Origin of the sequence: Nocardioides sp. BP30, assembly GCF_029873215.1 — a bacterium.
Classification (GTDB): domain Bacteria; phylum Actinomycetota; class Actinomycetes; order Propionibacteriales; family Nocardioidaceae; genus Nocardioides.
Map to the genome: position 1 here is coordinate 3561842 of NZ_CP123620.1, position 13532 is coordinate 3575373.

The 13532-nt window shown below is 67.6% G+C and carries 9 protein-coding genes; 6 read left to right on the forward strand and 3 right to left on the reverse strand.

The annotated features are described in order from the left end of the window. The first annotated feature begins 24 nt into the window (after positions 1-24). Positions 25-2364: an FUSC family protein gene (locus tag P5P86_RS16800; protein WP_280608595.1), complete on the forward strand. Its 2340-nt coding sequence runs from the start codon at positions 25-27 to the stop codon at positions 2362-2364. A gap of 1368 nt (positions 2365-3732) precedes the next feature. On the opposite strand, the gene P5P86_RS16805 is transcribed toward P5P86_RS16800, so the two are convergent. Then, positions 3733-4230, reverse strand: a complete 498-nt coding sequence (locus tag P5P86_RS16805) for a hypothetical protein (protein WP_280608596.1) — start codon at positions 4228-4230, stop codon at positions 3733-3735. Positions 4231-6882: 2652 nt separating this feature from the next. Between P5P86_RS16805 and P5P86_RS16810 the strand changes: the two genes are divergently transcribed. Together P5P86_RS16810 and P5P86_RS16815 are read left to right on the forward strand one after the other, a co-directional pair. Beyond that, entirely contained in the window at positions 6883-7068 is a 186-nt protein-coding gene (locus P5P86_RS16810; RefSeq protein ID WP_280608597.1) for a hypothetical protein, read from the forward strand. After that, entirely contained in the window at positions 7055-8074 is a 1020-nt protein-coding gene (locus tag P5P86_RS16815) for a hypothetical protein (protein ID WP_280608598.1), read from the forward strand. Before P5P86_RS16810 ends, P5P86_RS16815 begins: the two co-directional genes overlap by 14 nt. A gap of 256 nt (positions 8075-8330) precedes the next feature. On the opposite strand, the gene P5P86_RS16820 is transcribed toward P5P86_RS16815, so the two are convergent. Then, positions 8331-9782, reverse strand: a complete 1452-nt coding sequence (locus P5P86_RS16820) for an MFS transporter (protein WP_280608599.1) — start codon at positions 9780-9782, stop codon at positions 8331-8333. A gap of 200 nt (positions 9783-9982) precedes the next feature. Then, a complete protein-coding gene (locus P5P86_RS16825) occupies positions 9983-10639 on the reverse strand; it encodes a GntR family transcriptional regulator (RefSeq protein WP_280608600.1) in 657 nt (218 codons plus the stop codon). Positions 10640-10767: 128 nt separating this feature from the next. Between P5P86_RS16825 and P5P86_RS16830 the strand changes: the two genes are divergently transcribed. The 3 genes from P5P86_RS16830 to P5P86_RS16840 are packed head-to-tail and all read left to right on the forward strand — an operon-like array spanning position 10768 to position 13522. Beyond that, positions 10768-11769, forward strand: a complete 1002-nt coding sequence (locus P5P86_RS16830; protein ID WP_280608601.1) for an amidohydrolase family protein — start codon at positions 10768-10770, stop codon at positions 11767-11769. Then, positions 11766-12476: a 4-carboxy-4-hydroxy-2-oxoadipate aldolase/oxaloacetate decarboxylase gene (locus P5P86_RS16835; protein WP_280608602.1), complete on the forward strand. Its 711-nt coding sequence runs from the start codon at positions 11766-11768 to the stop codon at positions 12474-12476. Before P5P86_RS16830 ends, P5P86_RS16835 begins: the two co-directional genes overlap by 4 nt. After that, the gene (locus tag P5P86_RS16840; protein ID WP_280608603.1) at positions 12473-13522 is read left to right on the forward strand and encodes a 4-oxalomesaconate tautomerase; all 1050 of its coding nucleotides are present in this window, start codon (positions 12473-12475) and stop codon (positions 13520-13522) included. Before P5P86_RS16835 ends, P5P86_RS16840 begins: the two co-directional genes overlap by 4 nt. The last annotated feature ends 10 nt before the right edge of the window (positions 13523-13532 follow it).

Below are 13532 nucleotides of genomic sequence, written 5' to 3' on the forward strand. Positions count from 1 at the left end.
ACCGACCGCTAGGATGAGCAGCACATGCTGACACGATTCCGAGCTTCCGACCCTGGCCTGAATCGACTGCGCGGAGCCCTCCAGGCGGTGGCCACGATCGGCGCCGCGATGGCGGCGGAGTGGGCGTTCGTCGGCATCACCCACGCCCTGCAGATCCAGACGCACGGCGCGACGCTGCCGGCGACGCAGGCGGCGCTGGTGGCGGCCGAGAACCACGCGATGCTGATCATCGGCGTCATGCTCGGAGCCGTGGTCGGGATGATCTCGGCGTTCACCGGCGGGATGTATCCCACCGTCCGCCAGCAGCTCGTGGGCTACGCCCTGATGCCGCCGCTGATGGTCGCGGGCCTGGCCGTCGGGCTGCCGCTCAGCTCACACCGGCCCATCGCGCTCACCGTCCTGGTCGTCATCCTCGCGGCCGGCGCCTACTGCCGCCGGTTCGGCCCCCTCGGCTTCGTCGGCGGCCAGATGGTGTTCATGGGCAACTTCTTCGGCTTCTTCCTCGGTGGGCAGATCGGCATCGGCGACATCGGCTGGCTCGCCGCCGAGATCACTCTCGCCACGGCCGTCGCCCTGCTCGCCCAGTTCACGCTCTTCTACCCCGGCCGGCGCTCCGCCCTGCGCCGGCTGCAGCGCTCGTACGACGCGCGCCGTCGCGACCTGCTCGACTACGCGGTCCGGATGCTCGACGACCCGGCCCGCGCCCCCGAGATGGCGCCGCAGCTGGACCGGCGGCTGCTGCTGCTCAACGAGACGGCGCTGATGATCGACGGCCACCTCAACCACCCCGCCGCGATCCCACCGGGCTGGTCGGCGGAGCTGCTGCATCAGATCCTGTTCGACGTCGAGCTGTCGGTGAGCAACATGGGCCGGTTCGCCGGCGCCGTCGCCACGAGGCCGGGCTTCGACCCCGAAGCGCGTGGGCTGGTCCGCGAGGCGCTCCTCGCCGTACGGGACGGGGACCTGGCCGGTGCCGACCGGGCTGCGGAGCGGCTCACCGCCCTCGCCCTGGCGCCCGTGCCGGGCGAGCGCGCCACCGGTCCGATCCTCGACGACGGCGCGCGACGGATCGTCCTGCACCGCCTCAGCCTCTCCATCGCCGGCCACTGCGCCGTCCAGCACCAGCTGGAGCAGGCGCGGCTGGCCGCGGAGTCGTCGCCGTCGACCCCAGCGGGGGACGCCGCCGAGGGGCTCGGCTCGCCCGTGGTGCTGATGGCGGGATGGCTGCCCGGATCGGCGATGGTCAGCGCCGAGGCCTCGAGCCTTCCCGACGCCCGCACTCCGGCAGGGCCGCGCTGGCGGCAGGTGCTCGGCGGGCACGTGCCGCTCGCGCCGAACGTCCGCGTCACCGTGCAGATGGCTGTCGCCGTCGGCGCCTCGGTGCTGCTGGGCGAGATCCTCAGCGGGCGCCGGTTCTACTGGGCGGTGATCGCCGCGTTCGTGACCTTCATGGGTGCCAACAGCGCCGCCGAGCAGGTCCGCAAGGGCGCCAACCGCGTGCTCGGCACCGTCGTCGGCGCTGTGGTCGGCGGGCTGCTCGCGCACCTGGTCGGCCCGCACGGCTGGATCGCGATCCTGGTCATCCTCGCCGCGATCTTCTTCGGGATCTACCTGATGCGGATCAGCTATGCGTTCATGGTCATCGGCATCACCGTGATGGTCTCCCAGCTCTACGTCCAGCTCGACGAGTTCACCGACTCGCTGTTGCTGCTGCGGCTGGAGGAGACGGCGCTCGGTGCCGCGATCGCAGCCGTGACGGTGCTCTGCGTCTTCCCGCTGCGCACCGGCCGGGTGGCGCGGCTCAGCGGCCAGCGGTTCCTCGAGGCCGTCGACGAGGTGGTGGTCACCGCCGTCGCCGTGCTGGACGGGTCGATGACGCAGGCCGAGCTGCGCGCCGCCGTACGCCGAATGGACGACGCCTACCAGACCTTCCGCGCTGTCGCGGCCAACCTGAGCGTCAACCTCTTCGACCGGGGCGGCAGCCAGACCGAGCGCTTCATGACGGCCGCGAGCGCTGCCCGGCACTACGCCCGCAACCTCATGATGGACATCCCGACCGTCGACGCCTCCCCCGTCGTGCTAGAGGGCTTCGAGGAGGCGCGCCGACGGTTCTCGGAGTCGGTCGAGGTCCTCCTCGGCTGGATCGAGCGCGGCGAGCGCGACCGCGCCTACGTGCGCAGCGCCGCCCTCTTCGATCGCACCGTGACCGACTGCCCCTCCCCCGTCACCACCGCGCCCGCCCCCTCCGGCGGCTCCTCACACGAGCTGGTCGCGCGGGATCTGGAGCTGCTCGACGGGGCGCTCGCCACGATGGCTGGTGTGATGGGGCTGGACGTCGAAGCGCTCGACACCCGCGCCGCCTGACGGGCCGGGCTCGGCAACGGGCAGCGGAGCAACGGGGCGCGTCTGTGTCGCATCGCCCAGAATGACGCGGCCGATTATTTGTCCGCCGTTGGGACGGCGTTTGGAAGCTTCTACCCCAGATCAGCAGACCGCCGTGATGCGGCTGTAAGCCGAGATTCTGGCGGTCGATCCCCGAAACGACGGGCATGGGGCCTACGCACCTTGAATACGTCCCAGGGGGCTGCGTCCGTTTAGACCCAACGGAGAGGTGGCGAGATGGTGTCCTTCAGGAGGCCTCCCACATAAGTCGCCCACGGGACCACTATCGGGCCCCGTCGGCGACCTCCGATGAGCTTGAGCGTGCCGAAGCGCCATACCCCAAGTTTCAGCACACGATACCCCGTCCTACTCATATATGGGCGCCGCCATCCAAGTCTTTGTCTTGAGGTCGTAGGGGCCGGCGAGGCCCGAGGAACCAGGCTTCCAAGTAGAGACGGTCGTGCCTCGGGTGAGTAAAAGCGTCGAGGAGTCGGCAGACCAGGCGATCGGATTCCAGCCTCGCGGGATGAGGATTGGCGAGCCCCGATGGCTTGGCTTCAACACCTGCGCACGCGCACGCCTGCATGCCGCCGGCTCGTGCCTACTACCACTAACCGTCGTTGCCACGAGCGACTTGGTCGGGGCGCTGAGAACCGAGATCGCGCACGAGACGTTGATGTTAAGTTGCCGAACGGCCCCGTGTTTAGGTATTCGCACCAGCGCCGCTTGCTGGGTACCTCCGCGAATGAGGGCGTAGGCATTGTTTGCGCGATTCCACGTCAATGAGCCGAGTGGCGTGCTTTGCAAACGCGCATCAGTGCGCCAGCGACCTGATCGAGCTGACCGCCATGAGAATCCGCCCTCGGGGTGGATTGCTGCGACGGTGCCGTTTAGCGCGATCGTAGGGCCATACATCGCGCGGGCCGGCCTAGCGAGCGTGATGAGTCGTTTGCCAACGATTTGGTAGACGCCGTCCGTGTAAGAGTTCGGCGTGACGCCTGCACCACCGACGACAACCGCCGTTCCGTTACCTGCGATGTTTGATACAAGCGGTATAGGTGGGGAAACCTGAGCGGCACGGATGCCTTCGGAGTCCAGGACACCTAGGCTGGCGTGTAGGACGTCGCTGCCTGACATCACGTAGATCTGCCGAGCTCCGAGGTTTCTTAGCAGCTTGGCCATCGGGCTAGGCGAACGACTCAGGCCGGTTTGGTGGGGGACGTGCGCTGGGGTTGCACTGCCGGAGTGAGCGGCCGTCCCGCCTCCGCAGCCCGCAAGCGGCGCTAGGAGGACGAGACAGCCGACCAAAAGGCGCATCAAGCGCGTTGCGTTCCGCTTCATTTCGCCCTTCTAGTACCGAGGCGTCGCACAGCTGACAAATTTAATGTCGAAGCTTGTCTTGTTTGCGGTCGTGTATTCATAAAGCGCCTGTCCGACGTTTCCTTTGAAATCACCGGTTCCGAATCCAGGGTAATGGTAGTTCCAAGCTGCGTTGACCTGATTTCCATTATTGCTCCCAATGGCACCACAGAGCCCCGAGCCGACGCTCCCTGTTTCGTGTCCGCCGTTCGTTACGGCGAGGCTGGCGGAAACTTTTGCAGCTCCAGCGCCTAGTTCGAAGCCAAGGTTGCTCGAGACGGTGCCATCGTATACGCCCGTGCCCCACTTGTATGCCAGCAGATGATTTTCGGCACCGCCAATTGACATTTCGCCATCCGTTTTAGCGAGGCGCTTCAGCGATTTTTTGTTCCGCGATCCACCGGCAGCGCACTGCTCAAGCTGCGTTGTGTAATTTGAACTGACATATCGAGCATTTGCAATGGAATAGTACTGATCGATGTAATGCATTAAGTGGTATAGTACGATGCGGGAAGCGTAAAAGACGGGTCAATCGTGACCGGGTATTTCGTCGTGCTGCTGGTGAGGAACTTGAGACTTGGACTCAGAGTCATAACGGACTTGGATCCATCTTTCTCCAAAGCAACGTCGATCGGCTGTGCCCTCAAATAATTGCCGCCTCGTCTGCTGTCCCACATTTTAGGCTGTAGCGCATCCAGCGTGTCCTTCCCTTCGCTCTTGAACGAAAGATTCCCGCTCGAGTCCTGGGCCAGGGAAGAGCCATTCGTGCCAACGACAATCGGTATCTTCAGTGTGCTCTCCGGCGCCTTCCTGAGCACGATTGAGTGCAAGAAGCCGTTTGGGACCGCGCGCACTACTAGGTCGCCATTCGGGACCGCATCATGGTAAGTCAATGTGCTACCGGAAACTGTCGGTGTCGGCAAAGGATGGGGCCAGGTCCAAGAAAGCTCTCGGCCCTCCGCGTCGGTCATCTGTGCAAGGGGCGCTGATCCCCCAGCAGACAAGACCACGTTGCCAACCGCTGCTTCTGGACGCCACCCGTCTGCCGATGAGACCAAGGAAGTGCTGATGCTCTGCCAAGAGCCGGTTGTGATGTTCCGCGCGCGTACGGGAAAGGCGGATATCTTGGACGTCCACCCTCCATTCGGGTTCGCAAATTTTTGCACCGTCGGCGTCGTCTGCGAAGTGTCTTCCACGGGCTTACCAAGAAGCTTCGCCTCGGTTTGAGCTGCTGCGGCGGTCGGTTCCTCGGTCGTGCCGTCGGCGGAGGAGTCGAACTGAACTGGGACGCCTGTGTTGACTTGTTCGGCCGTAGCGCTGACGGCAAATTCGCTCGAGGCGAAGAGGCCGACGCATGTCGCGATAACAGTGATAGACCCTCTGAATTGGCTGGGTGATCTCACCAGGGTTCCTGTCGGACTCTTGGCACCCGCGTTGACGCCGCGCCCTGAACGTAGCCTTCACAGGTCGGACACAGCAGAAGTTAACGTAAACGCAACATCTTGTTTACATCAGCTTGGGCGCGGAAGCGACGATCCGCGCGTTTTTGAACTGGCGGAATCCGCAGGGCGCTAAGTCCGTTTACTTGCCCAGCAAGCCGTTGCCCACGAAGTTCGAGCGCATAGCAACGCTGCCGCGGGGTGCTCCCCGTTTCACCCGCCGTTGGTCACCCACCGGCACATTGGTGGCCGACCAAGTTCGCACCACCGCGTGTACAACGTGTGCAAGCCGCCCTCGCTGAACATCGTGGCAATGGTCCAGTGTCCCGAGTTCGGCTCTCGGTGCTTCACGCTCACTGGCGCGAACGAGTCGACTCAACCGAGAACGAATTCGGTGTGCCACTCGCACAAAATCCATTGGAGTCCGGAGGACTCGTCGGTCATCTCCAACGCGTGCCGAGCGACCCATCCGTATTGGAACTCGTAGTAGCCCGACGAGGTGGCGCCGGCGTCCTCCGTCGGCCGCACAGCGGCAAAGAAGGACGGATCACCTCCAGATCGGTCATAGTGCCTTGGAGGCTATTGACCTTCACGCGAACGCGCAGAGCGGACTCGACCACGCCGAGGTCGCCCGTCTAGATGACATCGTCCTGGTCGCTCGGTATCGAAGCGGAGGTAGCTCTGCGAATGCGCGTGCTGGCCAGTTCCAGGGAGTTGAGCGTCTGAGCCCCGCCCTGCGCCCAGTGACTGAAGTAGAACGTCGACCCCTGCCCTCGGGTGGGTTTAGAGAATGAATACGCCGAGACCTGATACGCAGGGTGTCCAGTATTGTGCCCTATCTTCACCCGCTGGGCTGCTTTCCCGGCACCGTATGCGCCATCGGCGTCATTCCGCCGCGAGGAAGCCGCAGATCCCTCCCCGACCGTGGGACCCTGCTCCGCGTTCGTGCATAGCCGCGCTAAGGACACACGCCCACCAGGCAGCACGCACCGCACCTTGGGCGGCGGCGCTATGAGCACACTGCTTGAGGGCAGCTGCCGTCGGTGTCCAGCCGACTCCGCCGCCCGTGGCGAGTCACCACGGAAGAATCCAGTCGAACAGGAAGTTCCAACACGACTTCGCAAACTCTGCCAAGCGTTCCAACCGCAGCCGTGCCGGTGAGATGTCAGGAGTTCGATCCTGCTCTGGAGCCGTACCCACGTCCGCATGCTATTCGTCGCACGACGGCCTCACGGGAGATTGCGAAAGCGTTAGGGGCATCCGCCGGCGGTCGGTCGGTCGGTCGGTGGGTCCAGGCCATCCAGACCCCGCCTCCACCAGCGAGCGGCGTCAACCATGCCGTTCGATCACACGGACCTGCGTCACTTCGCCGCGAACCGGGCTCGCCGTCGTCCGAGATCGTGATCCGATCACCGAGCGGGTGCCCGCGTAGTACGAATCAAGCACTCGCGCGGACGTTGGGATGACGACCCCATCGCATCGGGATGGCACGCGAGGCGACGGACGGTTGCTCGTGCGTTCGGGCATCTGAGCGCCGCGAGCAGGGCGCGGGTGCGAACCACCGGGTTCGCCCGCGATGACTCAACGGAGCGTCTGCGTCTCGGCGTACTGACTTCCCCTCGCTGCTAGGAATCTGGCAACGGCGGGCACACGAGAGCGCTACCTTGAGTCCATTCAAGACCAGCGACGTGGAGGTGCAGCAGTGACGGACCTGATCCCGCACCTCGACGAGGGCGCCCCGACGGACCAGCCAGAGGACCCGAAGCGCGCGCGGATCTGGCCGCGCGTTGTGCTGCTGGTGCTGCTTGCCCTGGCCGTCGTGATCGTCATCGCGGCCATCTCGCTGCACGAGGCGGCAGGAGCAGCGGGCGGCTGTGGCGGCGGCTGATCCGTGGATCGCTGTGCCGCGGCGCGGCCAGCGTCGCTCGTGGCTGGTCGCGACCCTCGCGCTGACGCTGCTGCCCATCGCCGTTGCCGTCGCCCTGGCGCCTAGTGCCGGCACCCGTCCGGGTCCGGCTCTGGTGTGGCTGCTGTTCGTCGGTTCCTCCGCCCACGTCGGCGCCACCGCATGGTTCTACACCGTTCCCGAGGTGCGCACGCACATGAGAGCGCATCGCCTCCGCTACGTGTGGGCCCCACTGCTGCTCGTCGCGGTCGCCGCTGTCGCGGTCATCGCGGCACCGGCGGCGTTGCTCGTCGAGGCGTTGCTGGGGTTCTTCGCCTGGCAGTTCTTCCACTTCCAGAAGCAGAACCTCGGCATCGCCGCTCTCGCGGCGCGCGCCACGCGCGTCCGCGCGCTCTCGAGGATCGAGCGGCACGCACTCATCTGGTCCGGCGTCGGGGGGATCACGGCGCTGATCGCGCACCCGACGCTCCTCGATCTCTCGCCGCGCGTCTCTCTCACCTGGCTCTTCCATGGCGGGGAGACGCTCTTCGTCGTCGCCGCGGCCGCAGGCGCTCTCGCCATGGCCGGCCGTCGCCGGTCCGAGCGGCACCGAGCGTTCGTTGCGGTCTACATGGCCTCGCTGCTGTTCTTCGTACCGGTGTTCCTCTTTCCCTCGCCGTACGCCGCTGTTGCCGGCATCACGATGGCCCACGGCATGCAGTACCTCCTGCTCGTCGGCCTGCTCTCGGCCGCACCGATCGACGCCTCCGCCTCGCCTCAGCTGGGCGTGCTGGTCATGGTCAACATCGCACTGATCGCGGGCCTGGCGCTGAGCCAGGCGTCGCACCTGCACACCGCACACGGCGCCGTACGCGGGCTGTACGGCTGCTATCTCGGGCTGGTCATGGCCCACTTCGTCATCGACGCCGGGCTCTGGCGCCTGCGCGACGAGTTCCCACGTTCGTTCCTGTCCCGACGACTGCCCTACCTGCTCCGGCCGTCAGCGTGAGCGCGATCGGTTGGGCGTCCGCGGTCGTGCATCAGGAATAGGAGACGGCGCCTGTCTGCGCCGCTCGGCCGGGCCTTCTCACCACCCGATCCGGTGGACGGAGTACTGCTCCACATGGCCAGCCAGCAGGGCTGAGGCGCTCCTACGTTCATCTCGCTCTCGTGCCGGGTCGCCGAGCGTCGCTGGCGTCAGCGCCGCACGACACCCGGCGAGCACAGACCTGGGCCAGGGAACGCCCTGGATCACGACGTGCCGCTCAGGGCGAGACCACCTCGAGGGCCTCGTTGCGCGAGCGCGGGGTGAACTGTGCGAGCACGGCGGCGACGAACTGGAAGGCGCAGATGACAACCATCGCGGCCAACGTGCTGAGGTGCGGGACCAGCGGCGCGATGACCAGTACGCCGACCATGCCGCCGGTGACGCCGACGCCGTCGACCAGGCCGAAGCCGGCCGCGCGGATGCGGGTCGGGAAGCTCTCCGCCGACAGCGCGAACGTTGGCGGCACCCAGACGTTGAAACCGAAGAAGACGATGAAGGCGCCGATGAAGGCCCAGGTGATGTGATCGCCGAGCTCGGCGATCACGACGCCGCCGAGCAGGGTCAGGACGGCGCCGATCGGCAGCCAGAGGTGGCGCGGCAGCGCCTCGGAGAAGCGGGCCGAGAACAGGCCCTGGGCGAAGAAGCCGACGCCGCCGACGGCGGTGATCATGCCCGCGACCGGTGGGGTGAAGTGCAGCCCGGTCAGGATCGACGTCGAGCTGGTGGAGAACGAGAAGACGGTGGCGTACCCGAAGAACCACATCGCGATCAGGATCAGCGCGCGGTTGCGGTAACGATGGTTGGTGAACAGCTCGCGGTACGCCTCGGAGAGCTTCTCGTGCTCGGCGGCCGGCGGAGCCGGGGCGGGCTCGGGCAACGGTCCGCGGCGCAGGGCCCGCCGCTCAAGCTCGACGACGACCGCCTCAGCCTCGTCCACGCGACCATGCTCCAGCAGCCAGCGCGGCGATTCGGGCAGGCGGAGGGCCAGCAGGATCGAGACCAGGCCGACAGCCGCGGCGATCGCGTACATCCAGCGCCACCCGGTGGTGAAGCCCTCTCCGGCGAGCGCGATCGGAAGGCCGTTCGGGAAGGAGGCCGACTCCGTGGTGAAGAGCAGACCCAGACCGATGCCGATCATCGCGCCCAGGGTGCACAGCACGAACGTGATGGCGGTGTACCGCGCACGGGACGACGGCGGGGCGATCTCGCCGATGTAGGTGTTCCCGACCGCGAGCATGCCCCCCATGGCCACGCCGGTGACGGCGCGGCCGAAGACGAACAGGTCGAAGGTGCCCGCGAACGTGGTGATCAGGGAGCCGACCAGCGCGAAGACGAGGACGGCCACGACGAGGCGACGTCGGCCGAGTCGGTCGGAGATCGGGGCGACGGCCAGACCGCCGAGCACGTAGCCGATCAGGTAGAGGACCACCGGCCAGCGCTCAGCGCTCGCGGCGTTGGCCGGGGTGCAACCGGCCTTGATCTGCGTGCACGTCTGGATGAACGAGACGTTGATGTTGAAGTTGCAGTAGAAGACCAGGAACAGGCCTAGTCCGACGATGCCGGTGACGGCGTAGCGGACCGCATGGCGAGGCAGACGGTCGAGGCGCCCCAGCAACAGGGCGCTCATGCCGGGCGTGGCCGCGTTCGCGCCGGGTGTGGTGGTGGACATGGGTGTGTGCTCCTGCGTCGGTGCGCACGGCGGTATCGGCCGCGGCGTGGAGGTATGAGGTCATCGCCTGTCGTCGCCGAGGATGAAGATGAGCGAGATATCGTTGACGAGAGTGTTAACAATCTCGTGTGACATGCGTCATGTCAACCCCCGTGCGGACGAGCGCACGCCGGATGCCTTCGAGGGGCCGGAGGGCGGGCTCAGGAGCGCGGAGCGTCCTCGGCGTCGCTGAGCGCCTGGAGGACGCTGGCGAGGTGGGCACGGACGGCCGCCTCGGCGTCCGCCGGATCGCGGCGGCAGATCGCCTCGATGATCGCGAGATGCTGCGGCAGCGACGTCTGCGGGCGCCCGGGCCGGAACGCCAGCCGGAACTGATGGCGCACGTTGCGGGCCCGCAGCCGGGCCAGCACCTCGGCGGCGACCGGCTGGTCGGCGAGCGCGATCACCCGCTCGTGCAGCTGCTGGTTGAGCTGGGAGTATCCGGCCACGTCGCCGGACTGCACGCAGGACGTCATCGCGGCGCCGAGCGCCCGGAGGTCGTCGATCGCCTCGTCGTTCACGTTCTCTGCGGCCTTCGCGCCACACAGACCCTCCAGGGCCATGCGGACCTCGGTGATCTGCAAGGCCTCCGCCACCGTGACGACCCGCACCCGAGCGCCCCGGTTCGCGATCCGCTCGACCAGACCCTCGTGTGTCAGGTCGATGAGCGCAGCGCGGACAGCGCCCCGGCTCGCGCCAAGGGAGTCGGAGAGCTCTGCCTCGACCAGACGCTGGCCCGGAACCAGGTCACCGGCCAGGATCGCCGCACGGACCGAAGCGGCCACCTCGACCTGGGTGACGACGCGTTCGACGCTCACGGACTCCTCCTCGCTGCAGCCGGCCACCAGCCGCTGAGCCGCATCGTATCGGGCGCCGGACACCGGGGACCCGCCCCGCGAGCAAGATTGTTGACAATCCTGTCGGACAATGCCAGCCTGGCCGCATCATGCTGATCGATGCCCATGGCCACTACACGACGGCTCCCCGGGCCCACACCGACTGGCGCGTCGCGCAATTGCGGGCATGGAGCGAGGGCGGGACGACCCCCGCCTACCCGGTGATCGCCGATGACGCGATCCGCGAGACCCTTGAGTCGGCGCAGCTACGGCTGCAGGCCGAGCGTGGCACCGATCTGACGCTGTTCTCGCCCCGAGCCTCCGCGATGGCGCACCACGAGGGGGATCTCCAGACGAGCATCGGCTGGGCCCAGGTGTCCAACGACCTCATCGCCCGAGTGGTCGAGCTCTACCCGCGCAACTTCGCGCCGGTGGCACAACTGCCCCAGGCACCGGGTGAGCCGCTGGATGCCGCCGTCGCCGAGGTGCACCGGGTCGCTGGTATGGGCTTCGCCGGGGTCAACCTCAACCCCGACCCGAGTGGCGGCCGGTGGACGGCGCCCGCCCTCACCGACCCCCTCTGGTACCCGCTCTACGAGGCGCTGGTCGAGCACGACCTGCCGGCGATGGTCCACGTCTCCTCGACCTGTACGCCGGTCTTCCACGCGACCGGGGCGCACTACCTCAACGCCGATACGACCGCGTTCATGCAACTGCTGCAGGGGGACCTGTTCGCCGACTTCCCCGCCCTGAGGTTGATCATCCCCCACGGCGGCGGCGCGGTGCCGTACCACTGGGGGCGCTACCGCGGGCTCGCGGACATGCTGGGCAAGCCGGCGCTGGATACCCACGTGATGGGGAACGTCTTCTTCGACACCTGCGTCTACCACCAGCCCGGCATCGACCTCCTGGTCGACGTGATCGACACCCGCAACCTGCTCTTCGGTAGCGAGATGGTCGGTGCCGTGCGGGGAATCGACCCGACGACAGGTCACTACTTCGACGACACCCGCCGCTACATCGAAGCGGCGGACCTCGACGACGAGCAGCGCGCGCTGATCTTCGAGGGCAACGCCCGGCGCGTCTACCCCCGCCTGAGGAGCCTGTCATGAGGAACGTCGTCGTCACCGAGGTGCCGCGTCCCGACAGGGAGGACATCGCCACGCTCCGCGGGTACGGCGTCGCCACCCTCCACGAGGCGATGGGTCGGGTCGGCAGCCTCGGACCCGATCTGCGGCCCATCCAGCAGGGCCTGACGGTCGCCGGCAGCGCGGTCACCGCGCTGTGCTGGCCCGGTGACAACCTGATGATCCACGTCGCGGTCGAGCAGTGCCGGCCCGGCGACCTCCTGGTCGTGGCCAGCGCGGCCCCGTCGACGCATGGGATGTTCGGCGAGCTCTTCGCCACGGCGCTGGCGCACCGCGGGGTGACCGCGGTCATCAGCGACACCGGCGTGCGTGACACTCAGGAACTGCGCGAGATGGGCTTCGGTGCGTGGTCGCGCCACGTCTCCGCGCAGGGCACCGTGAAGGCGACGGCAGGCCACGTCAACCTCCCGGTCGTCATCGCCGGCCAGCGGATCGAGGCCGGCGATGTGGTGGTCGCCGACGACGACGGTGTGGTGGTCGTGCCTCGTGCCCGGGTCGCGGAGACGATCGCGGCGTCCCAGGCGCGCCTCGAGAAGGAGACCGCCACCCGTGCCGCCTTCCGGCAGGGCGAGCTCGGCCTCGACCGCTACCGACTGCGACCGCTGCTGGAGGAGCTGGGCGTGGCCTACAAGACCCACGAGCAGGCCCTGAGGGACGGCGACCTGACATGACCGGCATCCCGTGCGCCCTGATGCGCGGCGGCACCTCCAAAGGTGCCGTCTTCCTCGCTTCCGACCTGCCCACGACAGCCGACGAGCGCGACGCGCTGGTCCTGCGCGTGATGGGCAGTCCGGACCCTCGCCAGATCGACGGCCTCGGCGGCGCGCATCCGCTGACCAGCAAGGTGGCCGTGGTGTCGGCCTCGAGCGACGAGGGGGTCGACGTGGACTACCTCTTCCTGCAGGCGGTCGTCGACCAGCCGATCGTGTCGACCTCGCAAACCTGCGGGAACATGCTCGCGGCGGTGGCGCCCTTCGCCATCGAGCGTGGCCTCGTCGAGGCCGCCGACGGTTTCACCGACGTGCGCGTACGGATGCTCAACACCGGAGGTCTGGCCACCCTGCGGGTGTGCACACCGGGCGGCAAGGTGACCTACGACGGTGACGTCGAGCTCTCCGGCGTCCCGGGCACCGCGGCCCCCGTGCGGATCGACGTCGAGCCAAGCTCCAGTCCGCTGCTGCCGACGGGGAACGTCACCGACACGCTCGCCGGTCTCGAGGTCACCTGCATCGACAACGGGATGCCGTCGGTGATCATCCGTGCCAGCGACCTCGGCGTGCGCGGCGACGAGGAGCCGGCCGAGCTTGAGGCCGACAAGGCGCTCACCGCCCGAATCCATGAGCTCCGCGCCGAGGCCGTCGAGGCGATGGGCCTCGACACCGACCTCGAAGCCACGACCGTGCCGAAGATGGTCCTCGTCTCAGCGCCGCGGCACGGGGGTGCGATCTCGACCCGCAGCTTCATCCCGGTCCGGGTGCACCAGGCGATCGGCGTGCTCGGCGCCGCCAGCGTCGCCGCTGCCACCATCCTGCCCGGCAGCGTCGCTGCCGACCTGGCCCGGGTCCGGGACGGCCGGGTCCGGATCGAGCACCCGACCGGCTTTCTCGACCTCGCTGTGGAGGCCGGCGAGGACGGGATCGCTCGGACCACCGTCACCCGCACCGCCCGAATGATCTTCGACGGCACCGTCTACCCGGTGCCCGCGACCCGCTCCTAAGGAGGACCGC

Coding starts and splice junctions, on each gene's coding strand:
- P5P86_RS16840 (WP_280608603.1), top strand. CDS start 12,473: ATGACCGGCATCCCGTGCGCCCTGATGCGCGGCGGCACCTCCAAAGGT.
- P5P86_RS16830 (WP_280608601.1), top strand. CDS start 10,768: ATGCTGATCGATGCCCATGGCCACTACACGACGGCTCCCCGGGCCCAC.
- P5P86_RS16820 (WP_280608599.1), bottom strand. CDS start 9,782: ATGTCCACCACCACACCCGGCGCGAACGCGGCCACGCCCGGCATGAGC.
- P5P86_RS16805 (WP_280608596.1), bottom strand. CDS start 4,230: ATGCATTACATCGATCAGTACTATTCCATTGCAAATGCTCGATATGTC.
- P5P86_RS16800 (WP_280608595.1), top strand. CDS start 25: ATGCTGACACGATTCCGAGCTTCCGACCCTGGCCTGAATCGACTGCGC.
- P5P86_RS16835 (WP_280608602.1), top strand. CDS start 11,766: ATGAGGAACGTCGTCGTCACCGAGGTGCCGCGTCCCGACAGGGAGGAC.